The organism is Epibacterium sp. ABV4_022 (genome assembly GCF_056159345.1).
The window spans coordinates 567,758-593,764 of record NZ_JBSWVA010000001.1; the positions used below are offsets into that span (position 1 = coordinate 567,758).

26 protein-coding genes are annotated in these 26,007 nt (G+C 63.5%); 14 read left to right on the top strand and 12 right to left on the bottom strand.

Going from position 1 to position 26,007, the window contains the following annotated elements:
• Positions 1-9: 9 nt before the first annotated feature.
• The 8 genes from ugpB (at position 10) to ACXAF5_RS02700 (ending at position 10,002) form a co-directional block, all read left to right on the top strand.
• A complete protein-coding gene (gene ugpB / locus ACXAF5_RS02665; RefSeq protein ID WP_474945445.1) occupies positions 10-1,314 on the top strand; it encodes a sn-glycerol-3-phosphate ABC transporter substrate-binding protein UgpB in 1,305 nt (434 codons plus the stop codon).
• Between the two features lie 88 nt (positions 1,315-1,402).
• Positions 1,403-2,284, top strand: coding sequence for a sn-glycerol-3-phosphate ABC transporter permease UgpA (gene ugpA / locus ACXAF5_RS02670; RefSeq protein ID WP_126137268.1), 882 nt, complete (start codon positions 1,403-1,405; stop codon positions 2,282-2,284).
• Positions 2,284-3,135 carry a sn-glycerol-3-phosphate ABC transporter permease UgpE gene (ugpE, locus tag ACXAF5_RS02675; protein ID WP_474945446.1) on the top strand — a complete coding sequence of 284 codons (852 nt, stop codon included), beginning with the start codon at positions 2,284-2,286 and terminating at the stop codon, positions 3,133-3,135. The genes ugpA and ugpE overlap by 1 nt, the downstream gene beginning before the upstream one ends.
• 9 nt (positions 3,136-3,144) lie before the next feature.
• Entirely contained in the window at positions 3,145-4,200 is a 1,056-nt protein-coding gene (locus tag ACXAF5_RS02680; RefSeq protein WP_474945447.1) for a sn-glycerol-3-phosphate import ATP-binding protein UgpC, read from the top strand.
• Positions 4,197-5,141 (top strand): glycerophosphodiester phosphodiesterase family protein, encoded by a 945-nt coding sequence (locus tag ACXAF5_RS02685; RefSeq protein ID WP_474945448.1) that lies wholly within the window; start codon positions 4,197-4,199, stop codon positions 5,139-5,141. The genes ACXAF5_RS02680 and ACXAF5_RS02685 overlap by 4 nt, the downstream gene beginning before the upstream one ends.
• A gap of 14 nt (positions 5,142-5,155) precedes the next feature.
• Complete coding sequence (locus ACXAF5_RS02690) at positions 5,156-6,058, top strand: HAD-IIA family hydrolase (RefSeq protein ID WP_474947785.1); 903 nt, start codon at positions 5,156-5,158, stop codon at positions 6,056-6,058.
• Positions 6,059-6,117: 59 nt separating this feature from the next.
• Positions 6,118-7,782 carry a Na/Pi cotransporter family protein gene (locus ACXAF5_RS02695; RefSeq protein ID WP_474945449.1) on the top strand — a complete coding sequence of 555 codons (1,665 nt, stop codon included), beginning with the start codon at positions 6,118-6,120 and terminating at the stop codon, positions 7,780-7,782.
• Between the two features lie 240 nt (positions 7,783-8,022).
• Positions 8,023-10,002 (top strand): TonB-dependent receptor domain-containing protein, encoded by a 1,980-nt coding sequence (locus tag ACXAF5_RS02700; RefSeq protein WP_474945450.1) that lies wholly within the window; start codon positions 8,023-8,025, stop codon positions 10,000-10,002.
• A 27-nt stretch (positions 10,003-10,029) separates the two neighbouring features.
• Here ACXAF5_RS02700 and ACXAF5_RS02705 read toward each other — a convergent pair whose 3' ends face one another.
• The gene (locus tag ACXAF5_RS02705) at positions 10,030-10,308 is read right to left on the bottom strand and encodes a YrhK family protein (protein WP_239318577.1); all 279 of its coding nucleotides are present in this window, start codon (positions 10,306-10,308) and stop codon (positions 10,030-10,032) included.
• Between the two features lie 445 nt (positions 10,309-10,753).
• Positions 10,754-11,827, bottom strand: coding sequence for a phenylalanine--tRNA ligase subunit alpha (gene pheS, locus ACXAF5_RS02710; RefSeq protein ID WP_474945451.1), 1,074 nt, complete (start codon positions 11,825-11,827; stop codon positions 10,754-10,756).
• A 259-nt stretch (positions 11,828-12,086) separates the two neighbouring features.
• Between pheS and ACXAF5_RS02715 the strand changes: the two genes are divergently transcribed.
• Entirely contained in the window at positions 12,087-13,100 is a 1,014-nt protein-coding gene (locus ACXAF5_RS02715) for an adenylate/guanylate cyclase domain-containing protein (RefSeq protein WP_474945452.1), read from the top strand.
• Between the two features lie 148 nt (positions 13,101-13,248).
• Here ACXAF5_RS02715 and rplT read toward each other — a convergent pair whose 3' ends face one another.
• The 4 genes from rplT to pyk all read right to left on the bottom strand — a co-directional run bounded on the left by rplT (position 13,249) and on the right by pyk (position 15,653).
• Positions 13,249-13,614 carry a 50S ribosomal protein L20 gene (rplT, locus tag ACXAF5_RS02720; protein WP_239318580.1) on the bottom strand — a complete coding sequence of 122 codons (366 nt, stop codon included), beginning with the start codon at positions 13,612-13,614 and terminating at the stop codon, positions 13,249-13,251.
• Positions 13,615-13,629: 15 nt separating this feature from the next.
• On the bottom strand, positions 13,630-13,830 hold the full coding sequence (rpmI, locus tag ACXAF5_RS02725) for a 50S ribosomal protein L35 (RefSeq protein ID WP_009178285.1): 201 nt from the start codon (positions 13,828-13,830) through the stop codon (positions 13,630-13,632).
• Between the two features lie 116 nt (positions 13,831-13,946).
• Entirely contained in the window at positions 13,947-14,168 is a 222-nt protein-coding gene (locus ACXAF5_RS02730) for a hypothetical protein (RefSeq protein WP_474945453.1), read from the bottom strand.
• A gap of 39 nt (positions 14,169-14,207) precedes the next feature.
• Entirely contained in the window at positions 14,208-15,653 is a 1,446-nt protein-coding gene (pyk, locus tag ACXAF5_RS02735; RefSeq protein WP_474945454.1) for a pyruvate kinase, read from the bottom strand.
• A gap of 304 nt (positions 15,654-15,957) precedes the next feature.
• Here pyk and ACXAF5_RS02740 point away from each other — a divergent pair, with 304 nt between their 5' ends.
• A complete protein-coding gene (locus ACXAF5_RS02740) occupies positions 15,958-16,290 on the top strand; it encodes a DUF1244 domain-containing protein (RefSeq protein WP_474945455.1) in 333 nt (110 codons plus the stop codon).
• A gap of 187 nt (positions 16,291-16,477) precedes the next feature.
• Positions 16,478-17,272 (top strand): DODA-type extradiol aromatic ring-opening family dioxygenase, encoded by a 795-nt coding sequence (locus ACXAF5_RS02745; RefSeq protein ID WP_474945456.1) that lies wholly within the window; start codon positions 16,478-16,480, stop codon positions 17,270-17,272.
• 64 nt (positions 17,273-17,336) lie between these two features.
• Here ACXAF5_RS02745 and ACXAF5_RS02750 read toward each other — a convergent pair whose 3' ends face one another.
• From ACXAF5_RS02750 to dgcN, 3 genes are all read right to left on the bottom strand, one after another.
• On the bottom strand, positions 17,337-18,197 hold the full coding sequence (locus ACXAF5_RS02750) for a D-amino-acid transaminase (RefSeq protein WP_474945457.1): 861 nt from the start codon (positions 18,195-18,197) through the stop codon (positions 17,337-17,339).
• Between the two features lie 10 nt (positions 18,198-18,207).
• The gene (gene dgcA, locus ACXAF5_RS02755) at positions 18,208-19,173 is read right to left on the bottom strand and encodes an N-acetyl-D-Glu racemase DgcA (protein ID WP_474945458.1); all 966 of its coding nucleotides are present in this window, start codon (positions 19,171-19,173) and stop codon (positions 18,208-18,210) included.
• A 105-nt stretch (positions 19,174-19,278) separates the two neighbouring features.
• Positions 19,279-20,280, bottom strand: coding sequence for an N-acetyltransferase DgcN (gene dgcN / locus ACXAF5_RS02760; RefSeq protein ID WP_474945459.1), 1,002 nt, complete (start codon positions 20,278-20,280; stop codon positions 19,279-19,281).
• A gap of 308 nt (positions 20,281-20,588) precedes the next feature.
• Between dgcN and ACXAF5_RS02765 the strand changes: the two genes are divergently transcribed.
• Positions 20,589-21,551, top strand: a complete 963-nt coding sequence (locus ACXAF5_RS02765) for an L-malyl-CoA/beta-methylmalyl-CoA lyase (protein ID WP_474945460.1) — start codon at positions 20,589-20,591, stop codon at positions 21,549-21,551.
• A gap of 113 nt (positions 21,552-21,664) precedes the next feature.
• On the opposite strand, the gene ACXAF5_RS02770 is transcribed toward ACXAF5_RS02765, so the two are convergent.
• Entirely contained in the window at positions 21,665-22,033 is a 369-nt protein-coding gene (locus ACXAF5_RS02770) for a VOC family protein (protein WP_005675675.1), read from the bottom strand.
• Positions 22,034-22,653: 620 nt separating this feature from the next.
• Entirely contained in the window at positions 22,654-23,106 is a 453-nt protein-coding gene (locus ACXAF5_RS02775) for an Lrp/AsnC family transcriptional regulator (RefSeq protein WP_009175900.1), read from the bottom strand.
• 76 nt (positions 23,107-23,182) lie between these two features.
• Here ACXAF5_RS02775 and ACXAF5_RS02780 point away from each other — a divergent pair, with 76 nt between their 5' ends.
• Complete coding sequence (locus tag ACXAF5_RS02780) at positions 23,183-23,785, top strand: LysE family translocator (protein ID WP_474947786.1); 603 nt, start codon at positions 23,183-23,185, stop codon at positions 23,783-23,785.
• Positions 23,786-23,894: 109 nt separating this feature from the next.
• On the opposite strand, the gene ACXAF5_RS02785 is transcribed toward ACXAF5_RS02780, so the two are convergent.
• Positions 23,895-24,728 (bottom strand): AraC family transcriptional regulator, encoded by an 834-nt coding sequence (locus tag ACXAF5_RS02785; RefSeq protein WP_474945461.1) that lies wholly within the window; start codon positions 24,726-24,728, stop codon positions 23,895-23,897.
• A gap of 274 nt (positions 24,729-25,002) precedes the next feature.
• On the opposite strand from ACXAF5_RS02785, the gene ACXAF5_RS02790 reads away from it, so the two are divergent.
• The gene (locus ACXAF5_RS02790; protein WP_239318599.1) at positions 25,003-25,965 is read left to right on the top strand and encodes an acetyl-CoA carboxylase carboxyltransferase subunit alpha; all 963 of its coding nucleotides are present in this window, start codon (positions 25,003-25,005) and stop codon (positions 25,963-25,965) included.
• Positions 25,966-26,007: the final 42 nt, after the last annotated feature.

The following is a 26,007-nucleotide window of genomic DNA, read 5'->3' on the forward strand; positions in this document are numbered from 1 at the left end:
GGATAGAAAATGGGTGTTTCAAAAATTGCATTGTCCTGTGCCCTGGCCACCGGCCTGACCGCCGGGGCCGCCTGGGCCGAGACCGAAATCCAGTGGTGGCACGCGATGGGCGGCGCCAATGGCGAGCGCGTCGACAAGATCGCGGCCGACTTCAACGCCAGCCAGTCCGACTACAAGATCGTGCCCACCTACAAGGGCAACTACACCGAAACCATGACCGCTGCCGTGGCCGCCTTCCGCGCCGGTGAGCAGCCGCATCTGGTGCAGGTGTTCGAGGTCGGCACCGCCACCATGATGGCCGCCAAGGGCGCGATCTACCCGATCGAGCAGATGATGGCCGACGCAGGCGAGCCGTTCGACAAATCCGACTATCTGCCGGCGGTGATCTCCTACTACCAGACCCCCGAAGGCGAACTGCTGTCGATGCCCTTCAACAGCTCCACCCCGGTGATGTGGTACAACGCCGACGCGCTGGAGGCTGCGGGCGTCGATGTTCCCGAAACATGGGATGACGTCAAAACCGCCGCACAGGCGCTGGTCGACAACGGCATGGAATGCGGCCTGTCCTTTGGCTGGCAGTCCTGGGTGATGATCGAGAACTTCTCCGCGTGGCACAACATGGAGATGGGCACCCAGGAAAACGGCTTTGCCGGGTTTGACACCGAATTCGTGTTCAACAACGACAAGGTCGCCGCCCGTCTGGATGATGTTGCCTCAATGAGCGAGGGCAACCTGTTCAAATACGGCGGCCGTCGCGGCGACAGCCTGCCGCTGTTCACCAATGGCGAATGCGGCATGTGGATGAACTCCTCGGCCTATTACGGCTCCATGGTCGAACAGGCGGAGTTTGAATTCGGCCAGACCATGCTGCCGCTCGACACCTCGGTGGCGGATGCGCCGCAGAACTCCATCATCGGTGGCGCGACCCTCTGGGCGCTGGCCGGTCACGAGGATGAGGAATACAAGGGTCTGGCGCAGTTCATGACCTATCTGTCCTCGCCCGAGGTGCAGGCCTGGTGGCACCAGGAAACCGGCTATGTGCCGATCACCACTGCCGCCTATGAACTGAGCCAGGAACAGGGGTTCTACGACGAAAACCCCGGCACCGACACCGCGATCAAACAGCTGAGCCTGAACACGCCGACGCCGAACTCCCGCGGCATTCGTTTTGGCAACTTCGTGCAGGTGCGCGACGTCATCAACGAAGAGCTCGAAGCGCTCTGGGCTGGTGACAAGACCGCTGCCGAGGCGCTTGATACCGCAGTGGAACGCGGCAACGCACTTCTGCGCAAGTTCGAACGCTCCGTGAAGTAATCGCCCACGGCTCTCCCCGGTCTTGCAGTGATGCAGGGCCGGGGAGGGCCGATTTTTATCCTTTTCCAGAAAGGACCCCGAGGCGCCTATGCTGAAACGCGTCCATTTCCCCGCATCCCTGTTGCCCTACCTGCTGGTCGCGCCGCAAATCGCGATCACTTTGGTGTTTTTCATCTGGCCCGCCAGTCAGGCGGTCTATCAGTCATTCCTGATCGAGGACGCCTTTGGCCTGTCGACCGAATTCGTCTGGTTCGAGAATTTCGAGCTGCTGTTCGAGGACGACATCTATCTGGCCACCTTTGGCCGCACGATCTTCTTTTCCGCCGCCGTGGCAATCCTGTCGATGTCGATGGCGCTGATCCTTGCGGGTTTTGCCGACCGGGTCGTGCGCGGGGCGACGGCCTATCGCACACTCCTGATCTGGCCCTACGCGGTGGCGCCGGTTCTGGCGGGTGCGCTGTGGGTATTCATGTTCAACCCGACGCTGGGGATCTTTCCCTATATCCTCGATTTTGTCGGCGTGGACTGGAACCACTACCTGAACGGCAATCAGGCGATGGCGCTGGTGGTCTTTGCCTCCGCATGGAAGCAGATCGCCTATAACTTCCTGTTCTATCTTGCCGCGATGCAGTCGATCCCGCGCTCGGTGATCGAGGCCGCCGCCATTGATGGCGCAGGCCCGATCCGGCGGTTCAAGGATTTCATCTTCCCGCTGGTGTCGCCGACCACGTTTTTCCTGCTGGTCATCAACGCGGTCTATGCGTTTTTCGAGACCTTCGGCATCATCCACGCGGTGACCCAGGGCGGGCCTGCAAACTCCACCACCATCCTTGTCTACAAGGTGTTCAACGACGGCTTTGTCGGCCTTGATCTGGGCGGCTCTGCCGCGCAGTCGGTGATCCTGATGGTGCTGGTCATTGCCATGACCGTGGTTCAGTTCCGCTTTGTCGAGAGAAGGGTGCAGTACTGATGGTTGAAAATCGACCCATCCTGAACATCGTCAGCCACATCGTCCTAATCCTCGGCATCGCCATCGTGGCGCTGCCGATCTGGATCACCTTTGTGGCCGCCACCCATGATGCGGTGCGCATGACTCAAGCGCCGATCCCGCTCTTGCCGGGCAGCTACTTCTGGGAAAACTTCCAGCAAACGCTCTGGGGCTCCGGCCTGTCGGGCACCGAGATTGCCCCGGTCTGGCGGATGCTGCTGAACTCGCTGGCGATGGCGATGATGATCTCGCTGGGCAAGATCGCGATTTCGCTGATCTCGGCCTTTGCCATCGTCTATTTCAAGTTCCCGTTCCGCATGGGGTTCTTCTGGCTGATCTTCATCACCCTGATGCTGCCGGTCGAGGTGCGCATCCTGCCGACATTCGAGGTGGTCGCGGATCTCGGCATGCTCAACAGCTATTGGGGGCTGTCGGTGCCGCTGATCGCCTCGGCCACGGCGACATTTATGTTCCGGCAGGTGTTCCTGACCATCCCGGACGAAATGCTCGAAAGCGCGCGCATCGACGGGGCAGGGCCGATGCGGTTCTTCTGGGACATCGTGATCCCGCTCAGCCGCACCAATATCGCGGCGCTCTTTGTGATCCTGTTCATCTACGGCTGGAACCAGTACCTCTGGCCGCTGTTGATCACCACCGACACCGACATGACCACCATTGTCATGAGCATCAAACAGATGCTGGAGGCGGCAGAGCAATCCCCGCAATGGAACATCATCATGATGACGGCCCTTCTAGCGATGATCCCGCCGGTCTTTGTCGTCATCGCAATGCAGAAGCTCTTTGTTCAGGGCCTCACCGAGACAGATAAATAGGCATCCCACATGGCAAGCATTACCCTCAAGGATCTGGTGAAATCCTACGGTGACACCGAGGTCCTGCATCACATCGACGGCGCGATCAACGATGGCGAGTTCGTCGTCATCGTTGGCCCGTCGGGCTGCGGTAAATCCACCCTCTTGCGGATGATCGCGGGGCTGGAGACCGTGACCTCTGGCGACATTCAGATTGGCGACCGGGTGGTCAACAATCTGGAACCCGCCAACCGTGACATCGCGATGGTGTTTCAGAACTACGCGCTCTATCCGCATATGTCGGTGCGTGAAAACATGGGCTACGGGCTGAAGATCCGCGGCAACAGCAAGGCCGATATCAACCGCCGCGTTGAAGAAGCCGCCGCGATCCTCGAAATCGGGCCTTACCTTGACCGCAAGCCCCGGCAATTGTCGGGCGGGCAACGGCAGCGGGTCGCCATGGGGCGCGCCATCGTGCGCGATCCGCAGGTCTTCCTGTTTGACGAACCCTTGTCGAACCTCGATGCCAAGCTGCGGGTGCAGATGCGCCTTGAGATCCGCAAGCTGCAACAGCGCCTTGGCGTGACCTCGATCTACGTGACCCACGATCAGGTGGAGGCGATGACGCTGGGCGACCGGCTGATGGTGCTGAATGGCGGCTATGTCGAGCAGTTCGGCACGCCCATTGAGCTTTATGACCGCCCCGCCACGCTCTTTGTTGCGGGCTTCATCGGCTCTCCGTCGATGAACTTCCTGCCTGCCGAGGTCGCCTCGGGCATGGTGACGCTGGCCAATGGCGCGCGCCTTGCGGGTGGGGGCACCGCTTCGGGCAAGGTGACGCTGGGCCTGCGCCCGGAACACCTGATCGCCGACGAGACTGGCCCCATCGAGATCGATGTGCAGCTTTGCGAACAGCTGGGCGCGATCACATTGCTGCATGGCCATCTCAGCGGCACCGATGTGGACTGTGTGGCCAGCATGCCCGGTCACGTATCCGCCGAACCCGGAACGCTGATGCGCTTTGCCATTGCGCCGGAACATCTGCATATGTTCGACACGCAGACCGGCAAGCGAGTGGACGCATGAGTCATTTTCCCCAAATCGATGCCTATCGTGGCGAAGCCGGGCTGATCCGGGTGATCGGCCATCGTGGTGCCCGCGGTGTCATGCCTGAAAACACGCTGGAGGGGTTTCGCTTCACCTTCGACATCGGCGTCGACGCGCTGGAGTTTGATGTGGTGCTGTCCTCGGACGGTGTGCCGGTGATCACCCACAATCACGCGCTGTCGCCAGCGGCGGTGCGCGATGCCGGCGGCGCCTGGATCGCGCAGGACGACATCAAGGTCGCGGATCTGCCCTTGGACGACCTGCGCCGCCTCGATGTGGGCGGGCTCGACAGCCGCTCCACCTATGGGCGGCGGTTCCCCGATCAGGCGTTTCTGAGCGGGGTTCGCATCCCCACGCTTGCCGATCTCTGCGCTCTGGTGAAAGAGCCGCAATATGACCATGTTGCCCTGCTGCTGGAACTCAAGACCGACCTGAGCGACCCTGATATTGCCGCCATCCGCGTGCAGCAGGTCTCGGCGGTGGTGGAGGTCGTGCGCGCCCATGGGCTGAGCGCGCGCACCGCGCTGCACAGTTTCGACTGGGCGCTTCTGGACGAATGCCGCCGTCAGGCGCCGGAGATGCCGACCTCCTATCTGTCCGAGGTGGCGCGCGCCGGCCGCGACGGCGAACCCGCCGGCCTCACCGAGGCCAGCCCCCTGCCGGAGATGGTCGCCGCCGCCGGGGGGCAGATGTGGTGCCCGTGGTTTCAGGACATCACCCCGGAGCGCATGGCGCAGGCCCGTGCACTGTCGCTGCCGGTCACCGTCTGGACCGTCAACGAGACCGCCGATATCGAAGCGATGATTGATGCCGGTGTGGATGGGATCGTGACCGATTATCCGGGCCGGGTGCAGCGCCTCCTGCTGGAGCGCGGATTGCGCTGGAGCGACCGTGTCCCGACACCCGCCATCGCGACATGAGGGATATGAGCACAATGATCGGCACCGACTGGGCGTTTCAGCGCTATGAGAGCGTGCGCGCGACCCTGCCGGATGCCCGTTTTGCCGCTGCGTCGCATGAGGGGCGGGATCTGGGCGATACCGTCGATGCGTATGATGCCTATATTCTCGATGCCTTTGGGGTGCTGAACCGAGGCGAGACCGCCATTGACGGCGCGGTAGACCGCATGGCCGCACTGCGCGCCTTGGGCAAACGACTGGTGGTGCTGACCAATGCCGCCAGCTACACCCGCGCGGAGGTGCTGGCCAAATATCACCGGCTTGGCTTTGATTTCACCGCATCCGAGGTGGTCTCCAGCCGCGACGTGGCCTTTGCCGGGCTGCCGAGGCTGCCCGAGGGCAGCTGCTGGGCTGCGGCGGCGGCCCCGGAAGATGACTTTAGCGACGCACCCCCGGGCGTGCATATTGCACATCTCGCGGACAATCCGGACCTGCTGCGCACCGCCGGGGGCTTTTTGCTGCTGTCATCGGCGCGCTGGGATGCCGCCGACACAAAGGCGCTGACCGAGGCGCTGCTGGAAAACCCGCGCCCGCTGGTGGTGGCCAATCCCGATCTGGTGGCCCCCCGCGAAGAGGGCCTGTCGCTGGAGCCGGGCCTCATCGCGCATGACATCACCGAACGCACCGGCGGCAAGGCGATGTTCTTTGGCAAGCCCTTTGGCAATGCCTTTGACACCGCGTTGGCGCGGCTGGCGGGCATTCCCCGCGCTCGCATCGCCATGGTGGGGGACACGCTGCACACCGATGTGCTGGGCGGCGCGGCAGCGGGGATCGGATCTGTTCTGATCACGGATCACGGGCTGTTCAGGGGCCATGATGTCGCGCCCTACATAGAGAAGAGCGCAATTCGACCAAGCTGGATCGTGGCAACGACATAGCCTGTAGGGATCGCGCCGGCTGGACAAGGCGCGCCACGGCAGTAGGAGGCAAGACGGGATTGACGGCATTTCTGATACAGATCGCGGGGGCGGCGGCGCTCTTGTTGTGGGCGGTGCGGCTGGTGCGCACCGGGGTGGAGCGCGCCTTTGCCACGCAATTGCGCCAGGGGCTGCGCCGGGCGTCGGACAACCGGCTGCTGGCCACCGTGACCGGCCTCGTCTCGGCCATGCTGTTGCAGAGTTCGACTGCCGTGGCGATGCTGGTCTCGAATTTCGCCGCCAAAGGGGCGCTTGCGGGCTCCGTCGGCCTTGCCATGCTGCTGGGCGCCGATCTCGGCTCTGCGCTGGTGGCACAGATCCTGCTGGCGCGCCCGGGGCTGCTGGTTCCGACGCTGATCCTGCTGGGGGTGATCCTGTTCCTGCGCAGCCATCAGCGCAGGGTGCGCCAGACCGGGCGTATCCTGATCGGCCTGGCGCTGATCTTCGTCTCCCTCGACATGCTGCGCACCGCCACCGCCCCGATCATCCAGAGCGATGGGGCCGTGGCCATATTGGGCTATCTCGACAGCGATCTCCTGACCGCCTTTCTGCTCGGGGCCGTCTTTGCCTGGGTGGTGCATTCCAGCGTGGCGGCGATCCTGCTGTTCGTGACCATGGTGGCGCAGGGCGCGCTGCCGCCGATGGCCGCGATGGCGATGGTGCTGGGGGCCAACCTCGGCGGGGCCATGATCGCCTTTGTGCTGACGCTGGCCGCGGATGTCCGCGCCCGCCGCATCGTGATGGCGAACCTGGTGCTGCGCGGTGGCGGCGCGCTGCTGGTGCTGGTGGCGCTGAACCTGAACCTCCTGGACCCGCAGTGGCTGGGCGCCACCGCAGCGGGGCAGGTGATGGCGATCCACCTGGCGTTCAACCTCGTGCTCTGCCTGCTGATGATGCCGCTGGTGGGGGTGATCGCCCGCCTGTCCGACCGGCTGCTTGCAGAGGATGCCGTCCAATCCGGCGACCGGGGGCTGAGCGCGCTGGACCCTGCTGCGCTCGATGATCCGCCGCGCGCCCTGAGCTGCGCCGCCCGCGAACTGCTGCGCATGGGGGAGCTGGTCGAAAAGATGCTGGTCTCCGCCACCGGGCTCTATGAAACCTGGGATGACCGGGTCGCCACCAGCATTCAGGAGGACGAGCGCGCCCTTCGGCGGATGCATCAGGACCTGAAGCTCTATCTGGCCGGGGTGCATGGGCAGAAGCGCGACGACGAGGCCGCAAATGGCGCGATCGAGGCGTCGCTGATGGCCGCCAATCTCGAGGCCGCCGCCGATCAGGTGGCGCGCAAGATGACCGACCTGGCCCGCAAGCTGCATCACGAAGGCGTCTGTTTCTCCAAATCGGGGCGGCAGGAACTGTTGGACTTCATGGACCGGGTGCAGGCCAATGCGCAGCTCGCGCTCAAGGTGATGATGACCGGCAACCCCGATGACGCCCGGGAACTAGTGGCCGAGAAAGACAGCATCCGCACCGCCGAGCAACGCTTGCAGAGCAAGCACCTCAGCCGGTTGCGCGACGGCATCAGCGAGAGCATCGAGACCAGCGCCCTGCACCAGGAAACCCTGCGTATTCTGAAACAGGTCAACACCGCCTTTGCCATGGCCGGCTATCCGATCGTGGAACGCGCCGGAGACCTGCTCTCCAGCCGCTTGCAGCGTCCGGGCGACCCGCTGGGCGGACAATAGGCCGCCGCTCTGCACCGTCGGTTCTGACAGGCCGCGGCAGCGCCGCGGGCCACCGCCTGCCTCCGCGCCGCCATGGCAGGCGGAGCATCGTTCCCTTACTCCCGTAGCACATTGCATGCGTGTCGCGCCCATGGGTGCATGACACGCATGCCTTGCTTGCGCCGCACGCGACTTCTCACATCAGAAACAGACCAGTAAAGGTGATTAAAATAGTAAGATATTAATCGACAAGGTCTCGAGATGCCCCTTTCCCAAGGTAAAACAATCGCTTCTGTTTGGCTGCTGCTGACGGGGGCGGGCCTGCCCACCGCTGGGCTGACGCAGGAGGCTGCGCCGGACGGTTTCGGCGCCGTGATCGAACTGGAGGAGATCACGGTCTCCAGACCTGCGGCAGGGGAGGAGATCGCGCAGGAGACGATCCGCGCCGCACAGCCGACGACCTTGAACGAGCTGTTCGCCGATACGGATGACGTCACCGTCAGCGGTGGCAACCGGACCTCGGCGCAAAAGGTCTATATCCGCGGGATCGAGGATGTGCGCGCGAATGTCACCATCGACGGCGCCCTCACCTCGGGCACGTTGTTTCCGCACAACGGAAACTCCGGCATCGACCCGTTCCTGCTGAAATCCGTCGCGATCGACGCGGGCACCGGCACCGCGCTCTCCGGGCCGTCGGCGCTGGCGGGCGGGGTGCGGTTCGAAACCCTCGATCCGGAGGACTTTCTGCTGCCGGGGCAGCGACAGGGGGCGATGCTGCGGCTCTCGGGGCAGACCAATGGCGACCGGCTGTCCCTTGGCACCGCGATCTATGGTCAGCCCACCGACCGCTTTGGATATGCGCTCTATGGCGCGACCTCCTTTGCCGACACCTACATCGGCGGCGATGGCCAGCGGGTGCCCTATACCGACAGTGAACCGGACACGCTGTTTGCAAAGCTGAAACTCCGACCCGCCGACGGCCACACGCTCGAAATCAGCGCGATCCGCCGCACCGACGATGGCCTGCGCAGCGCCCAGGTCAATTTTGGTGTCGATCCGGCGCATTCCCGTTCCTCACCGGAACAGCAGGCGCTGTCGCAGGACACCTACAGCCTCTCCTACCGGATCGCACCCGCAGGCAGCCCGGCGCTCGACCTGGAGGCGCGGCTGTTCCAGAACGAAACCGAGCTGCACCGGCGCATTGACCCGGCCCAACGGGCGGCATGGCGGACGCGCGGGTTTGCGGTGCAGAACGCCTCGGCCCTCGGCGCGCTCGACCTGACCTATGGGCTCGACTTTACCGAGGCCCGATCCAGCGGCCAGGACGGCGCCGCGGCAGAGATGTCAGAGACCGCGCGCACCTGGGGCGCGTTTGTGCAGGCGGAGATGCAGGTCTCCGAACGGCTGCGGGCCACGGGCGGCCTGCGCTACGATCACAGCACGCTGACCGATCTGGCGGGCAACCGGCATGCGGGCCACCGGGTCAGTCCGAACCTCGGCGTTGAATTCCAGGCGACCCCGGCGCTGTCGCTGTTTGCCAGCTGGGCCCAAGCGTTTCGGGGCGTGCAGCCCGCGCCGGGGCTGAACCTGACGGCGGGTGTGGATGCGGCCCTGACCGATCCCAGCCTTGACGGGGAAACCGCCGAGACCATCGAGGCCGGCTTTGCCTTTGCGCGCAACGGCTGGAACCTTGGGGCCACCTATTTCCAGACCGAGATCGAGGATGTGATTCTCTATGGCGGTCGCCGGGGGCTGCCCTATGCGCGCCGCAACGCAGGCACCGCCGAGACCGAGGGCTACACGCTCAGCGCCGGGTATGCCTGGGCGGACTGGTCGGTGCAGGCGTCGTTTCACCATTCGGACACCACCATCGGCGGGCGCTATGTCAGCCCGAGCGACTGGTATGACGGCTTTGCGCCCCAGGGCGACACGCTGTCCCTGCGGGTGGTCCGGGAGCTTGCGGGGCGCAATATGCAGATCAGCTGGACCAGCCAGTTCGTGATGGCCGAGGACAAGTTGCCCGACAGCTTTACCGCCGCCGCCGAGCTTGCGGGGTATGACGTACACGACCTGTCGCTGGTCTGGCGCCCCCGCGACACGCAGGAATACAGCCTGGCGCTGACGAATATCTTCGACGAGGCCTATATCGCGCATGGCACCGCCTACAGCGTGCCCGGCGGCACCACCAACCTGCTGGAGCAGGGCCGCAGTCTGCGGGTGACGGCGCAGATCAAGTTCTGAGGTCTGCACGCGGGGCTGAACCCTGGCCTAATCCTCGAAGCGTTCGGCGAGTTTTTCATCCTCGCCCATGGCGGCGAGTTTGATCTCCCGGATCAGGCGAATGCTGGGTTTGGCGGCAAAGAGGATCGACCCGATGAGGAACAGCCAGGTGCCGGCCGTCATCAGCCGCTCGAAAAAGAAAAAGACAGAGCCGATCACAAAGCTGAAGGCGGCGCCGAAATCCGCCAGCGTATAGGCGATTTCAAAATGGGCGTACCGGCGGCGTTGCGCGGCACTGCCGTGCCGGTGGTCGCGATCAAAGAGCATTCTGGAGGTCTCCGGCAGTTGCGTTCGCCGCGGACGCTACCAACGCCGGCAGCGATTGCAAGAGCACCGCACCCCCCCCGAGGACCAGAGCGCCCTCCCGGGGGGAGGGGCGGGCGCGGCGCGGTGCTTTCCCCCGCGCGAGGCGTCAACGAGAGCGGAATCCCTTCAGAAGCGCCTGAGTCTTGCGGAGTTTGGCTTGGCGCTGAGCCTTTTCATCCTGTCGCCTGCCAAGCTCACCGAATGCGACATTCCCGAATATGGCAATTGGGATCATGACGATCAGTACGCACGCTGTCGCGACCGAGTTGGATGTCAGTGCAAGAGACAAAAGGAACGCCATTACCGCGCCCACTACCAACAAGATGATATGCCAAGTCCGCATCCTACGAGAAAGCGCGGCACACCAATCGATGTACCGCGCCAGATACTTGCCGAACAGGAACAATTAGCGGCTCAGGCCCCCGTGCAGCGTCGGCACGTCCAGGCAGCTGAACCCGTAGTGGCGCAGCCAGCGCAGGTCGCTGTCGAAGAAGGCGCGCAGGTCGGGGATGCCGTATTTCAGCATCGCCAGACGGTCGATGCCGATGCCAAAGGCAAAGCCCTGGTATTTGTCGGGGTCGATGCCCCCGGCGGCGATCACCTTGGGGTGCACCATGCCGGAGCCGAGGATCTCCATCCAGTCGTCGCCCTCGCCGATCTTCAACTGGCCATTGTCCCAGCTGCAGCGGATGTCGACTTCGGCCGACGGCTCGGTGAAGGGGAAATGCGAGGCGCGGAAACGCAGATCGACGCTCTCCACCTCGAAGAAGGATTTGACGAATTCCTCCAGCACCCACTTGAGGTTGGCCATGGAGATGTTCTCATCCAGCGCCAGCCCCTCGACCTGATGGAACATCGGCGTGTGGGTCTGGTCGTAGTCGGCGCGATAGACGCCACCCGGGCAGATGATGCGCAGCGGCGCGCCCATCTTCTCCATCGAGCGGATCTGCACCGGGCTGGTGTGGGTGCGCAGCACATGCGGCGGGCGGTTGTCGCCCTCGGCGCGGTGCATGTAGAACGTGTCCATCTCGGCCCGGGCCGGATGGTGGCCGGGGATGTTCAGCGCGTCGAAGTTGTACCAGTCGGTGTCCACCCGCGGCCCTTCGGCAACGGAGAACCCCATCTCGGCAAAGATCGCGGTCAGCTCCTCGGAGGCCTGCGAAATCGGGTGGATCGAGCCCTGACGGCGCGGGCGCGTCGGCAGCGTCACATCCAGCCACTCGGAGCGCAGGCGTTCATCCAGGGCCGCATCGGCCAGCGCCGCCTTCTTGGCCGCCAGCGCCGCGTTGATCTCGTCCTTGAGCGCGTTCAGCGCCGGGCCCGCGACCTGGCGTTCCTCCGGCGTCATCTTGCCCAGTTCGCGCATCTTCAGGGCCACTTCGCCCTTCTTGCCCACGGCGGCCAGGCGCACGGCCTCCAGCGCGTTCTCGTCGCCGGCTTCGGCAATCTGGCCGAGGTATTTTGCTTTAAGATCGTCCATGACGGCCCCTCACGTCTCGCTTTGCTGTCCTGCTACCACACGAGGCGTCGAAAGCAAGCACCTGCGCCGCCTTGCCGCTGCCGCAGGCCGGTGCTGTCGCCCCCAGCCCACGCCGCCCCCCGAGGTGTCCGGGTAGTTCAGGCAGGCGGGCCGCCGATGCGCTGATGTCAGCGCCTGTCAACATGCCGCGACCATGCCCCTTGCATGACGGCGCACAAAAGCCCACTTTGAAGGCAGTTCTTACCTCAGGCCAGATTTCATGCGCGACCGGATTATCCGAAAGCTGACGACGATCCTCTCTGCTGATGCGGAGCAGTTCAGCACGGCGATGACCACCGATGAAGTCGGCACCTACACAGAGCTGCAATCGGCGCGCGATGTGTTCTTCAAGCTGATCGAACGCCATGGCGGCCGGGTGGCCAATACTGCCGGTGACGGGCTGATCGCCGATTTCCCCTCGGTGGTGGAGGCGGTGCAATGCGCCATCGAGGTGCAGCAGGAGCTGGCGGCCAAGGACAGCGCGCTGTCGTTTCGCATCGGCATCCACCTCGGGGATGTGATCTGCGACGGCGACGACCTGATCGGCGAGGGGGTCAACCTCGCCGCGCGGCTGCAAACCATGTCGGAACCGGGCGGGGTGCTGATCTCGCAGCAGGTCTATGACCATGTGCGCAACAAGCTGACCATCGGGTTCGAGCACCTCGGCCCGCAGCGTCCGCGCAACCTGACCGAAGATGTCACCGTCTATCGGGTGTCGCTGGGGGCCCCGCGCCACAGCCGTGCCACGGGCGCATCTGTGGCCGGGACGGAGCGCAGCAGCCAGACCGCACGGGTGTGGCAGGATCCCGATCCCTTCGAAGGCGCGCCGCAGCGCCGGTTTGACGACGGCGAGGCCGCCGACGCGCAAGGGGCGCCCGCTGAGGGGCCGCTGCGCGGTCTCGACAAGCTTTGCGGTCGCCGCCTGCCGATCAGCAAGGGCAGCCGCCGGCTCCTCGGGGTGGCGGCGGGGCTGGTGCTGCTGGACATCATCTCTGACCGCGGGCTCTGGGCGCATTGGCCGGTGCTGGTGCTCTGCATGATTATCGGCTTGCGCGACGGGCCGCGGATCTTCGGGCGCAACGAGGTCCTGTCCGTGCCGCTGCGGCTCTGGATCATCGGAGGGTTTCTGGTGCTGGTGAACCTGTTTTCACAAAGCCCGCCGTGGTCGATCTGGGCGGTCGGCGGACTTATCCTGTTTTCCCTCCTGCGCCGCAGCCGGTCGCAGCCCGAATAGGGGCACGCGCCTGCGCCGCACCGATGCCCTGCGGCCGCTGCGCACGGGGCCGAGGCCTGGGTCAGCCTGACATAGCGCACCGCAACACGGCATGAAAAAACCCGCCAGATCGCTCCGGCGGGTCAAATCAGTTTTGCTGTGCCTGATCTCAGGCGGCCAGCGCATCCTGTGCCTGACGCACGATCGCACCGAAGGCTTCGGGCTCGTGCACGGCGAGGTCTGCCAGAACCTTACGGTCCACTTCGATACCGGCCAGGTTCAGGCCGTTGATGAAGCGGGAGTAGGTCAGCGCCTCGTCGTGGCTGCGGACGGCAGCGTTGATACGCTGGATCCACAGCGCGCGGAAGTTGCGCTTGCGGTTCTTGCGGTCACGGGTTGCATACTGGTTCGCCTTGTCGACGGCCTGTGTTGCAACCTTGAAGGTGCTCTTGCGGCGGCCATAGTAACCTTTGGCGGCCTTGATGATCTTCTTGTGACGGGCGTGAGTGACGGTACCACCTTTAACGCGGGACATATCTCAGATCTCCTCTTAGCGGTCGTAGGGCATGAAGCCCTTGACGATCTTTGCGTCCGGTGCGGACAGGGTGGTGGTTCCGCGGGCATCACGGATGAATTTCTTGTGACGTTTGATCATGCCGTGGCGCTTGCCGGCCTGACCTGCCATGACCTTGCCGGTCGCGGTCACTTTGAAGCGCTTCTTGGCGCTCGATTTTGTCTTCATCTTGGGCATTTCCGTCTCCTTATTCGTAGGTTCGCTACACACGCGACTCGGCATGCCACTTTGGCCGGTCGCGCGAACAGGGGTGCGCTGTACGGCAGCTGTTTCCAAATGGCAAGAAGATTCGGTTACAGAAGTTGGCCGAGCACCCGAAAGACCACATCCGGCAGCTCGGAGAACTGATAGCCACCCGGCTGTGACAGGGTGGCCCAGGCGATACATCCGCCCGCCATCACCAGCATGGTCATGGCGCGATATGGGCTGCGGCGATGGGCATAGGCGGCCACGAAGGCAGGCACGCCCAGCCAGGCCAAAGCCAGTCCGATTACCAGAACCGTATCGCTGTCCATGACACGACGTACCCCAAAACACACAATGGGGTCAGCCTATTACTCCGGATCGGTGTTGTAAATCAGCCGTTCGTCACAGGGCGCGATGCGCAGGATGTTGGTGGTGCCGGGAACGTTGAAGGGCACACCTGCGGTGACCACCACCTGATCGGTTTCGCTGGCAAACCCGCCGGAGCGGGCGGCGCGGGCGGCGGAGACCACCGCCCCCTTGAAGCGGTCGACCTTGGAGGTCACGAAACAGTTGCACCCCCAGCTGAGGCACAGGCGCCGCGCGGTCTTTTCCAGCGGGGTCAGGGCCAGGATCGGCACGAACGGACGCTCGCGCGAGGTCAGCAGGGCGGTGGTGCCGGATTGGGTAAAGCAGCAGATCGCCTTGATCTCGGTCTTTTCCGCGATCTCGCGGGCGGCGGCGACGATGCCGTCGGCCAGCGTGTCGCCCTTGGCCTGGCGCGATGCGCCGATGATCTCGCGATAGGTCGGGTCCAGCTCCACCTCGGTGGCCACCTTGTCCATGGTCTGGACCGCCTCGATCGGATACTGGCCGGCGGCGGATTCGGCGCTCAGCATGATGGCATCGCTGCCCTCGTAGATCGCGGTCGCCACGTCCGAGACTTCGGCCCGGGTTGGCATCGGGCTTTCGATCATGCTTTCCAGCATCTGGGTCGCCACGATGACCGGCTTGGCGGCCGCGCGGCATTTGCGCACCAGACGTTTCTGGATCGGCGGCACGTGGGAGACCGGCAGCTCGACGCCCAGATCGCCCCGCGCCACCATGATCCCGTCGGAGGCATCGAGGATTTCGCTGAAATTGTCGACCGCGGCGGGTTTTTCGATCTTGGACAGCACCGCCGCCCGGCCATCGGCGAGGGTGCGGGCCTCGAACACGTCCTTTGCACGCTGCACAAAGGACAGCGCCAGCCAGTCCACGCCCAGTTCGCAGACAAACTCCAGGTCGGCGCGGTCCTTCTCCGACAGCGCCGCCAGCGGCAGGATCACATCCGGCACGTTGACGCCCTTGCGGTTGGAGATGGTGCCGCCGGTGACGACCTCGCAATTGGCGAAATCCGCGCCGCAGTCGTCGACCTTGAGGCGGATCTTGCCGTCGTTGACCAACAGCGACGCGCCCGGCTCCAGCGCCTGAAAGATCTCGGGATGCGGCAGGCAGACGCGGTTCAGGTCGCCCTCGGCCGGGTCGAGATCGAGGCGGAATTTCGCCCCCTCGACCAGCTCTTCCTCGCCATTGGCAAAGACGCCGACGCGCAGCTTCGGACCTTGCAGGTCGGCCAGAATGGCGATGGTGGAGTCGAGGTCGGCCTCGACCTGGCGGATGATCTTGTGTTTGGCGGCAATCTCGTCGTGGCTGCCATGGGACATGTTGAGACGGAACACATCGGCGCCGGCCTCATGCAGCGCGCGGATGGTCTCGTAGGTCTCGGATGCCGGGCCGAGGGTGGCCACGATCTTGACGTTGCGCGTGCGTTTCATGGAATCTCTATCCTCCGGCTGTCCATCCCGAGATGGCGGGTCCTGGTGTGCTGCTGCGATACCGGGGCGGCCTGGCGCCCCGCGTCTATGTTATCGCAAACATCGTTTTCGGTCTTATGGCGCAAATCACCTGCTGCCGCAACTCTTCATAAGCTACGCCATCAAATCATGACGGGCCGGTGACGGCCTCATGACAGGTCCATCATATTGCACCATCGCCCCTCGCGGCAACCGCGCTGGCCTGAGCCTTGTCGCGGCCCCATGTGATTGCTACCACAGATGTCACCGAAGCAAGGAGTCCGCCATGACCACGCCCGAGATCGACGCCCAAACCCAGATCGAACTGGAAGCGGCCGCCTTTCGCCGCCTGCGCCAGCATCTGATGCAGGACCGCACCGATGTGCAGAACATCGACATGATGAACCTCGCAGGCTTTTGCCGCAATTGTCTGAGCCGCTGGTATCAAGAGGCCGCCAACGACAAGGGCATCGAGATGGACAAGGCGCAGGCGCGCGAAATCTTCTACGGCATGACCATGGACGCGTGGAAAGCCAACTATCAGACCGACGCAGGCGCCGACAAACAGGAGGCCTTCAAAAAGTCCTTTGCCGAGAATGTCGGCACCAACAAGGGCTGACGGCCGACCCCTGTTTTCATTAGAAACGGACAGCGCCCGCCTATCAGCCGGGCGTTGTTTCATCTATCGCAGGGCAGATCCCGCACACCGTTTGCACAGGCTCTGTGCGGACCTGCGCCTAGGCAGCCTGGACACACAGGCCTAGCTTCATGAGAGTTCCACAATCCTGCACTCCGGGAGAGCCCTCATGACCCGCATGCCCACATTCTTTATCTCTCACGGTGGTGGCCCATGGCCGTGGCTGCCGGACTGGCGGGCGCAGTTTGCCCCGTTGGAGGCCTCTCTCAAGGCGATGCCGGATCAGCTGCCGGAGCGCCCCAAAGCGGTGCTGATGATCTCCGGCCATTGGGAGACCGAGGGCTTTGCGGTGATGTCCAACCCGCAGCCGCCGATGGTCTATGACTACACCGGTTTTCCGCCCGAAACCTATCAGATCACCTATCCCGCCCCCGGCGCGCCGGATCTGGCTGCGCGCACCCATGCGCTGCTTGCGGCGGCGGGCCTGCCGACGCGGCTTGATGCGGAGATGGGCTATGATCACGGCACCTTTGCCCCGATGGCGGTGATCTACCCCGAGGCCGACGTGCCGCTCTATCAGGTGTCACTGCAACAGGGCTACGACCCGGCGGCGCATTTCGCCATGGGCCGTGCGCTGGCTCCCTTGCGCGACGAGGGCGTGGTCATCATCGGCTCCGGTCTCAGCTATCACAACCTGCGCGCCTTTGGCCCCGGTGCGCGCGTGCCGTCCGAGGCGTTTGATGCCTGGCTGAATGAGACGCTGATGCTCCCGCCAGAGGCGCGGACCGAGGCGCTGATGCACTGGGAACAGGCCCCCCATGCGCGCGACTGCCACGCTGAAGAGGACCACCTCGCCCCGATATTTGCCGCCCTTGGTGCGGCAGAGCAGGACGACATGACCCGGATCTATCACCAGACCGAGATATTCGGCGGTGTGACCGCCTCGGGCTTTCGGTTCGGCTGACATGAAAAAAGGCCACCCGTCATAGGGTGGCCTTTTGAAGAATTCCGTCAAGTCTTGTGTGGTATCACACAGCCGCCTTGATGCTTTCCTCAAGGTAGATCTCGCGCAGGCGCTTGGCGATCGGACCGGGGGTGCCGTCGCCCAGAGCGACGCCGTCGATCTCCACAACCGGCATCACAAAGGCCGAGGCGGAGGTGGTAAACGCCTCATCCGCCGCTTTTGCCTCGTCGATGGTGAACAGGCGCTCTTCGACCTTGAGCTGCGCCTCTTCGGCCATGCGCAGCACCGCCTTGCGGGTGATCCCGTGCAGGATGTCATTGGACAGCGGGCGCGTCACGATCACGCCATCCTTGACGAAATAGGCGTTGTTGGAGGTGCCTTCGGTCACATGGCCATCCTCGATCATCCAAGCGTCATCGGCACCGGCTTTCTTCGCCATCATCTTGCCCATGGAGGGGTACAAGAGCTGCACGGTCTTGATGTCGCGACGCCCCCAGCGGATGTCCTCAATCGAGATGATCTTGGCACCCACCTTGGCCGCAGGACTGTCCGCGAGGCCCGGTTTGTTCTGCGTAAACAACACGATGGTCGGCTTGGTGTCGGCGGCAGGGAACACAAAATCGCGGTCCCCGTCCGAGCCGCGCGTGACCTGCAAATAGACCAGCCCCTCGTCGATACCATTCAGCTCCACCAGCTTGCGGTGGATCTCCAAAAGCTCCTCCTTGGTGCAGGGCTCGGCCATCTCCAGCTCATCCAGCGACCGCTTCAGGCGCACCGCGTGGCCCTCAAAATCGATGAGCTTGCCGCCCAGCACAGAAGTCACCTCATAGACCGCATCCGCCATCAGAAAGCCGCGATCAAAGATAGAGACCTTGGCCTCGGTTTCCGGCAGGTAGTCGCCGTTTACATATACGGTACGGGTCATGGTCGTCTCCTTAGCCCCAGAGCGCAGGCCGTGGGGGGTGCACCCCATCGGCGTCAAAAGTCAGCGGTTCGGGACGGTCTTCGGCCAGAAGCAGCGGCCCGTCAAGATCCGTCACCAACGCGCCCTGCGCGACCAGTGTCGCGGGAGCCATCGCCAGCGACGATCCCACCATGCAGCCGACCATCACCTGATAGCCCTCGGCCAGCGCTGCATCGCGCAATTTCAAGGCTTCTGTTAGACCGCCGGTCTTGTCCAGTTTGATGTTCACAACATCATATTTGCCCTTGAGTTTCGGCAGGCTGGCGCAGTCATGCGCGCTCTCATCGGCGCAGACCGGCACCGGACGTTCCATCCCGATCAGCGCCTCATCCTCACCGGCGGGCAGGGGTTGCTCCACCAGCTCAACCCCAAGGCGCACAAGATGCGGTGCAAGTTCGGCGTAAACCTCGGCCGACCAGCCCTCATTGGCGTCAATGATGATCCGGGCCTCGGGCGCGCCCGCGCGCACCGCCTCAAGGCGGGGCATATCCTCGGGCGTGCCGAGCTTAATCTTCAACAGCGGACGATGGGCATTCTCTGCGGCCTGTTTCTGCATCTCTTCAGGAGAGGCCAGCGACAGCGTGTAGGCGGTGATCTCCGGCCCCGGCCGATCCAGCCCAGCCAATTCCCAGACCGGCTTGCCCGCTTTCTTGGCCTCCAGATCCCACAGGGCACAATCCACCGCATTGCGCGCAGCCCCTGCGGGCAGTAGCGATTGCAGTTCCTCGCGCGTAAACACGTCAGGCAGCGCTTCGATCTGAGCCGTCACCGACTCCAGCGTCTCATCATAGCGCGCATAGGGCACACATTCGCCCCAGCCCGCATGATCTCCATCTTCCACCCGAACCGTCAGCACCTTGGCCTCGGTGCGCGATCCGCGCGAGATGGTGAACACCTGCGCCAGTTTGAACACATCGGGGGTGACAGTGATTTTCATGGCTCTCCCTCCGGGCAGCGCCGCCACCCCTTCTTCATCTTCTTAAAAATATCCCCGCCGGAGGCTCCTGCGCGATCCACAGACGCCCCCGGCAAAGACGTTCAATCAGACCGCAGCCAGCGCGTCCACCAGACGACCGGCGCCGTGGCGATAGGGATCAACCGCAGGCAGGCCCATGCGGCCCTCGGCTTCTTTCAGGTAGGCCACGGCTTCCTCCTCACCCAGATGCTGGGTGTTGACGGAAATGCCGACAATCTTGCAGTCCTTGTTGGCCCGTTGCGCCAGCGGCAGGGCCACATCGCGCAGCTCCTCCAGCGAAGGCACATCGTAATCGGGCAGACCGCGCATATGGGTGCGCGTGGGCTCGTGACACAGGATCAGCGCGTCGGGCTGGCCGCCATGCACCAGTGCCATGGTCACACCGGAATAGGACACATGGAACAGCGATCCCTGACCCTCGATGAGATCCCAGTGATCGTCATCATTGTCGGGGGTCAGATACTCGATCGAGCCCGCCATAAAGTCGGCGATCACCGCATCCAGCGGCACACCGTCACCGGTGATCAGGATGCCGGTCTGACCCGTCGCACGGAAGGTCGATTTCATGCCGCGCGCCTGCATCTCCTTGTCCATCGCCAGTGCGGTGTACATTTTACCCACGGAACAATCGGTGCCCACCGCAAGGCAGCGCTTGCCGCGACGCTTCACACCATCGGCGATCGGATACTGCACCGACGGCACCCGCACATCATGCAGGGTGCGCCCGGTTGCTTCGGCCACGGCGGCCAGATCCGGCTCGTCGCGCAGAAGGTTGTGCAGCCCGGAGGCAAGGTCAAACCCCTCTTCCAGAGCCTGCACCAGCACTTTTTTCCATTCCTGACTGATCTTGCCGCCCCGGTTGGCGACACCGATCACCAGCGTTTTGGCACCAGCGGCTTTGGCTTCTTCAAGGGTCATCTCGGTGAGGCCGAGGTTTGCACCGCAGCCGGGCAGGCTGATCTGGCCCACCGCATGGTCAGGGCGCCAGTCGCGGATGCCAATGGCAACCTTGGCGGCCAGCATGTCGGGCGCATCGCCGAGGAACAGAAGATAAGGGGTCTCGATCATATCCAGCGTCCTTTTTTGGAATTCGTCAGAGTTCAAGGTAGCTTGCGGCAATCGCGCTGCAACTTCCTGTCTAATTCGCCGGTGCAGCGGAGCTTCGGGGGGATTTCTTCGAGCATTGGACATATTCATCGAAGAATCTCCCACTTGATGACAAAATACGCCCAAGATGGCGCGGATCACGCAGAAAGACTATGCAGATGCGGCATCACTAGAATGCTGCAACTGCAAATAAGACTTGCCATCGCGCGAGCAACGAAATACCAAAATGTGAGCCTATTTTGGAATTTATGAACCTGGAGAGACCATAGATGAGCTTTCGCCTTCAGCCCACGCCCCCGGCCCGCCCCAACCGCTGCCAGCTGTTCGGCCCCGGCTCCAACACGAAACTCTTTGCCAAAATGGCCGCCTCTGCGGCGGATGTGATCAACCTCGATCTTGAAGATTCCGTGGCCCCCTCAGACAAGGACCAGGCCCGCGCCAATGTGATCGAGGCGATCAATACGGTCGATTGGGGCACGAAGACCCTGAGCGTGCGCATCAACGGGTTGGATACGCCCTATTGGTACCGCGATGTGGTGGATCTGATGGAACAGGCGGGCGCGCGGCTTGATCAGATCATGATCCCAAAGGTGGGCTGCGCCGAGGATGTCTATGCGGTGGACGCGCTTGTGACGGCGATCGAACGCGCCAAGGGCCGCCAAAAGCCGATCAGCTTTGAGGTCATTATCGAATCTGCGGCAGGTATCGCCCATGTCGAGGCCATCGCCGCCAGCAGCCCGCGCCTGCAGGCCATGAGCCTTGGCGCGGCGGATTTTGCCGCCTCCATGGGGATGCAGACCACCGGGATCGGCGGCACGCAGGAAAATTATTATATGCTCCGCGAAGGCGCGAAACACTGGTCCGATCCGTGGCACTGGGCGCAAGCCGCCATCGTTGCCGCCTGTCGCACCCATGGCGTGTTGCCGGTCGATGGCCCCTTTGGCGATTTCTCCGATGACGAGGGCTATATCGCGCAGGCCAAACGCTCCGCGACGCTGGGCATGGTCGGCAAATGGGCGATCCACCCCAAACAGATCGCTCTGGCCAATCAGGTTTTCACCCCCTCGGACGAGGCCGTTTCTGAGGCGCGCGACATTCTCGCCGCCATGGAAGAGGCCAAAGCCAGCGGCGCGGGCGCAACCGTCTACAAAGGCCGTCTGGTCGACATCGCCTCGATCAAACAGGCCGAAGTCATCGTGGCGCAGTCCGAACTTATTGCCCAAAACAGCTAAAACACGGCCCTTACACCCCTCCTCTTCTAACTAGAAATATCCCGGAGCGCGAGGCAGAGCCTCGCTCCCTCGCGTTCCTCCTCGAAGCAGATGGAGCCAATACGGGGTCGGGTTCAAACCCCGAACCCTGCATCAGACCGCAAGGCGCAGCGCGTGCCTGCGGGGTCGCAAAACTCCGCAGTGCTGCCCCATCCGTGGTGAAGCAAACGCACCTCAACACCCCGTTGCCGCAGATCTTCACAGCTTGCTTTGATGTCAGGCACATTAAATCGCAACTTCAGTGGCAGTCTGGCCAGAGGTGCGGCGAGATCTTCCGCCGGTTCGATCATCAAATAAGCACCACCCAGATCAAAGGTACTCAGGGTCTCCCCGGGACGATTGATGCTATGGAGCAGCCTCAATCTCAAACAGTCCCGATAAAAGGTGACGCACGCCTGATAGTGCGACGTGAATAATATAAGACCCGCTGTGGTAATTTTCATACTGATTGTCCCCTGAAAATGGCCGTCACGAAAAGGAGTCTCGGATCTCAAGCGGGGTTGAGGTCAAGCGCGCAGTTTAAGCGCGAACGACAGGTCGCGCGATCTGTGTGTCTGCGGTGAAGAAGACGGGCAGGAGGGGGAGCGCTCCCGCCCCTTTGCGGATCAGGGCAAGCCTGATCCAAAAGCGTTGGGCCAAGCCGGGGGCCGCGCCGAAGGCGCGGCCCCCGGCCCTGCGGCGTCGCGCGCAGCGCGGCGCAAACCCTCAGCCCCTCGGCATATCAGCAGCGCAATGGCCGGCGTGTCCCGGGATGGGGCGCCGTAACGGTCTTGCTGTCTGGGTGATCCTCGGATTGGGTGGGGATCTGGATGATGAGGACGATAATAATGTTGACGATAAGGAGGCGGCGCCGCCAGATCGGAGATGGACGGGTGTATCCACCCGCGCGCTAAACGTTGTCTCTGCACGCTTCCCTCGCGGGAAAGCCGGTTCCTGGTGTGACCGGGGTGTCAGGTCCGGTCGATGATCGCGATCACCTGAGATCCTAGCGGCAGATCCGAAACATTCCCCTGCCAGAGCGTCCGCGCCCTGCGCAACACCTCGCGCAGACCTTGCCCAAGGATCAGGCGCGCTGGTCCTTGGGGGAGCCCATCACCACATATGTCGTGATCGCCGTCACAAAGGGCGAGGTGCCGAGGATTTCTGTGTGGAATTGTTTGTAACTCTTGAGGTCGGCGCATTCGACGCGCAAGAGATACTCGATGGTGCCGGTGATATTGTGGCACTCCACCACCTCCGGCGCGCTGGACATGGCGCGCTCAAAGGCGGCCTGCGCTTCCTTGGTGTGTTCGCCAAGGCCGACGCCGATATAGGTCACAAACCCCACGCCCATCGCCTGAGGGTCCAGAACGGCGCGGTAGCCGGTGATGACACCTTCGCGTTCAAGCTCCTGCACCCGGCGCAGGCAGGCTGAGGGGGACAGGCCGACGCGCTCTGCCAGTTCAAGGTTTGAGATCCGCCCGTCGCGGCTCAGTTCTTGCAATATATGTTGGTTTATTCGATCTGTTTTCGCCATTTGTTGCGATTATAGCGGGTTCACGCGCGAGATCGCAATTTCATTTCCCCGGCATAGGCGCACATTATTGCGCATGATGACCTATGACCTTCTTGCCGCGCTTGCGCTCTTTGCCTTTGTCTCCTCGATCACGCCGGGGCCGAACAACCTGATGCTTATGGCGTCGGGTGCGAATTTCGGCTTTCGCCGCACCATTCCGCATATGCTGGGGGTGGCGCTGGGATTTGTGTTCATGGTGCTTTTGGTGGGGGCAGGGCTGGTGCAGGTCTTTGACGCCTATCCGGTAAGCTACACGGTGCTGAAGGTCGGCTCCGTTGTCTATCTGCTCTATCTGGCGTGGAAGATCGCCAACGCGGGCGCGGCCAAGACCGGGGCGGGCGATGATGCAGGCACCCCGATGACGTTTTTGCAGGCGGCGGCGTTTCAGTGGGTCAATCCGAAAGCCTGGGCGATGGCGCTGACGGCGATCAGCGCCTACACGCCGGATCATACGCTCTGGGCGATCCTCGTGGTCGGGGTGGTCTTTGGTGCGATCAACCTGCCTTCGGTGGGGTCATGGACCGTCCTTGGCCAGCAGATGGCGCGGTTTTTGACCAGCCCCAGACGGCTGACCCTGTTCAACTGGACCATGGCGGTGCTACTGGTGGCCTCACTTTATCCGGTGATCTGGCCGCATTGATCCCTTGCGGAGGCGGAACAGGACGTCGCGTGGTGGGGGGCGCGTGCAAAACCCCCATCGAGGGGGCTTTGCACGCCCTTTTTCGACCGGGTCGAAAAAGGTGGGTGCCCTATTTCAACGGCAGTATGATTTCGGTGAGCAGGTCCTCGGGCGCGGTGCTGCGGGGATCGTTCAGGTAAATCTCGTAGCAAGGTTCATCCGCCGGGGTTTCGCCCGATTGCGGCAGCCAGCCGCCGAACAGGCTGTCATAGGCCGAAGAGAGCCCGGCATAGGGACCCTTGAAGGTCAGGACAGCCGATTTGCCGCCGGGGATGTCAAAGGGCTGCATCCCCTCGGGGGTCTCGGTGCCATGATACTCGGCGCCGGCGAAGCTGCGCAGCTGGTCCTCCGGCACCTCGCCCGGGGCATCCATATAGACGCCGATCACCGGCCCCAGATCCGGCCAGAGGCTGCGGCTGTTGACCAGCGCCGAGAAATGTTCAAACGCCCGGCCGATCTCGGCGTAGGGGCCGATATGGGGGACGGTGACAAGGCGGCGCGCAGGTTCGGTGCGCAGGATGACATCATGCATGGAAAGCTCCTTTGGATCGCGAAGCGCCAGGGGCGGCAGGTGCTGCCCCTTGGCGCGAAAGGCCCCCGGCGCGTGGCCGTAGGCGGTGGTGAAGGCACGCGAGAAGGAATAGCGGTTGGGATAGCCCACAGTGGCGGCGATGTCCTCGATCGGGGCCTCCGAATGTGTCAGCGCCACCGCCGCGTGATGCAGCCGGATGCGGCGCACCGACTGGCCGCAGGTCTCGCCGGTGAGGGCGCGAAACACCCGATGCCAGTGAAACCGCGACATCGCCGCCACATCCGCCAGCCGATCCAGGCTGAGATCCCCTGCCGGATTGTCGTGAATATAGGTGAGCACCCGCAGGATGCGATCTTCGTAACGCTGGGCCATCCGCCTGTCCTTGTGTCGTCGTGCCACCTGCGTGATGCCAGAGACGCGCGTGACAAATCTTGCTGAGTTTGCGCCCGGTCGCCAAGTTGCCCGCTGGAGGGGGCGCAGGGTTCCGGGGGCGGCTGCCGGCCCTCGCGGAGAGGAGCGGAGCCCTGCCGGTGCGGCGGCGGCCGGTCCCCGATGCCAGCCCGATGCCACCCCGATACCACACGGAGAGTTGCATCAGACGCTGCGTAAGTCCATATAACGGGCAAACCGTGACAGTAGAGACAGCATGACCCAGTATCTGGAATTCGAAAAACCCCTCGCCGAAATCGAAGGCAAGGCGGAAGAGCTGCGGGCGATGGCGCGCACCAACGAAGAAATGGATGTGGTGGACGAGGCCGCCGCGCTGGACAAGAAGGCCGCGCAGCTCTTGCAGGATCTCTATGCGGATCTGACCCCGTGGCGCAAATGCCAGGTGGCGCGCCACCCGGAGCGTCCGCACTGCAAGGACTACGTCGAAAAGCTCTTTACCGAATATACGCCGCTGGCCGGCGACCGGAACTTTGCCGATGACCTGGCGGTGATGGGCGGGCTGGCGCGTTTCAACGATCAGCCGGTGATGGTGATCGGCCACGAGAAGGGCTCTGACACCAAATCGCGCATCACCCACAACTTTGGCATGGCGCGTCCCGAAGGCTATCGCAAGGCGGTGCGCCTGATGGAGATGGCCGGTCGGTTCGGCCTGCCGGTGATCACGCTGGTGGACACCACCGGGGCCTATCCCGGCAAGGGTGCCGAAGAGCGTGGCCAATCCGAGGCGATCGCCCGTTCCACCGAGATGTGCCTGAAGATCGGCGTGCCGCTGATCTCTGTCATCATCGGCGAGGGCGGCTCGGGGGGCGCGGTGGCCTTTGCCACCGCCAACCGCGTCGCGATGCTGGAGCATTCGGTCTATTCGGTGATTTCGCCCGAGGGCTGTGCGTCGATCCTATGGAAGGATGCCGAGAAAATGCGTGAGGCCGCCGAGGCGCTGCGCCTGACCGCGCAGGATCTGAAGGCGCTGGATGTGGTGGACCGGATCATCGCCGAGCCGCTGGGCGGCGCCCATCGCGACCCGGAGGCGAGCTATAGCGCGGTGGCGGCCGCGATCGGTGAAATGCTCGGTGAATTGAAGCCGATGGACGCCAAGGCGCTGATCGCGGACCGGCGCAAGAAGTTCCTCGATATGGGGTCCAAGGGGCTGGCGGCCTGACCGGCCGCCTGACCTGAAGAGGCCGCAACCGGCCCGCTGAAT

What these genes read in the sequence shown, in the direction of transcription:
- ACXAF5_RS02750 (WP_474945457.1), bottom strand. Translation starts at nt 18,197, where the DNA reads ATGACCCGTACCGTATATGTAAACGGCGACTACCTGCCGGAAACCGAG.
- ACXAF5_RS02770 (WP_005675675.1), bottom strand. Translation starts at nt 22,033, where the DNA reads ATGAAAATTACCACAGCGGGTCTTATATTATTCACGTCGCACTATCAG.
- pyk (WP_474945454.1), bottom strand. Translation starts at nt 15,653, where the DNA reads ATGAAACGCACGCGCAACGTCAAGATCGTGGCCACCCTCGGCCCGGCA.
- ugpA (WP_126137268.1), top strand. Translation starts at nt 1,403, where the DNA reads ATGCTGAAACGCGTCCATTTCCCCGCATCCCTGTTGCCCTACCTGCTG.
- ACXAF5_RS02745 (WP_474945456.1), top strand. Translation starts at nt 16,478, where the DNA reads ATGACCCGCATGCCCACATTCTTTATCTCTCACGGTGGTGGCCCATGG.
- ACXAF5_RS02790 (WP_239318599.1), top strand. Translation starts at nt 25,003, where the DNA reads ATGACCCAGTATCTGGAATTCGAAAAACCCCTCGCCGAAATCGAAGGC.
- dgcA (WP_474945458.1), bottom strand. Translation starts at nt 19,173, where the DNA reads ATGAAAATCACTGTCACCCCCGATGTGTTCAAACTGGCGCAGGTGTTC.
- ugpE (WP_474945446.1), top strand. Translation starts at nt 2,284, where the DNA reads ATGGTTGAAAATCGACCCATCCTGAACATCGTCAGCCACATCGTCCTA.
- ACXAF5_RS02705 (WP_239318577.1), bottom strand. Translation starts at nt 10,308, where the DNA reads ATGCTCTTTGATCGCGACCACCGGCACGGCAGTGCCGCGCAACGCCGC.
- ACXAF5_RS02685 (WP_474945448.1), top strand. Translation starts at nt 4,197, where the DNA reads ATGAGTCATTTTCCCCAAATCGATGCCTATCGTGGCGAAGCCGGGCTG.
- ACXAF5_RS02730 (WP_474945453.1), bottom strand. Translation starts at nt 14,168, where the DNA reads ATGGACAGCGATACGGTTCTGGTAATCGGACTGGCTTTGGCCTGGCTG.
- ACXAF5_RS02765 (WP_474945460.1), top strand. Translation starts at nt 20,589, where the DNA reads ATGAGCTTTCGCCTTCAGCCCACGCCCCCGGCCCGCCCCAACCGCTGC.
- ACXAF5_RS02715 (WP_474945452.1), top strand. Translation starts at nt 12,087, where the DNA reads ATGCGCGACCGGATTATCCGAAAGCTGACGACGATCCTCTCTGCTGAT.
- dgcN (WP_474945459.1), bottom strand. Translation starts at nt 20,280, where the DNA reads ATGATCGAGACCCCTTATCTTCTGTTCCTCGGCGATGCGCCCGACATG.
- ACXAF5_RS02780 (WP_474947786.1), top strand. Translation starts at nt 23,183, where the DNA reads ATGACCTATGACCTTCTTGCCGCGCTTGCGCTCTTTGCCTTTGTCTCC.
- ACXAF5_RS02690 (WP_474947785.1), top strand. Translation starts at nt 5,156, where the DNA reads ATGATCGGCACCGACTGGGCGTTTCAGCGCTATGAGAGCGTGCGCGCG.
- pheS (WP_474945451.1), bottom strand. Translation starts at nt 11,827, where the DNA reads ATGGACGATCTTAAAGCAAAATACCTCGGCCAGATTGCCGAAGCCGGC.
- ACXAF5_RS02775 (WP_009175900.1), bottom strand. Translation starts at nt 23,106, where the DNA reads ATGGCGAAAACAGATCGAATAAACCAACATATATTGCAAGAACTGAGC.
- ACXAF5_RS02700 (WP_474945450.1), top strand. Translation starts at nt 8,023, where the DNA reads ATGCCCCTTTCCCAAGGTAAAACAATCGCTTCTGTTTGGCTGCTGCTG.
- ACXAF5_RS02740 (WP_474945455.1), top strand. Translation starts at nt 15,958, where the DNA reads ATGACCACGCCCGAGATCGACGCCCAAACCCAGATCGAACTGGAAGCG.
- ACXAF5_RS02785 (WP_474945461.1), bottom strand. Translation starts at nt 24,728, where the DNA reads ATGGCCCAGCGTTACGAAGATCGCATCCTGCGGGTGCTCACCTATATT.
- rpmI (WP_009178285.1), bottom strand. Translation starts at nt 13,830, where the DNA reads ATGCCCAAGATGAAGACAAAATCGAGCGCCAAGAAGCGCTTCAAAGTG.
- ugpB (WP_474945445.1), top strand. Translation starts at nt 10, where the DNA reads ATGGGTGTTTCAAAAATTGCATTGTCCTGTGCCCTGGCCACCGGCCTG.
- rplT (WP_239318580.1), bottom strand. Translation starts at nt 13,614, where the DNA reads ATGTCCCGCGTTAAAGGTGGTACCGTCACTCACGCCCGTCACAAGAAG.
- ACXAF5_RS02680 (WP_474945447.1), top strand. Translation starts at nt 3,145, where the DNA reads ATGGCAAGCATTACCCTCAAGGATCTGGTGAAATCCTACGGTGACACC.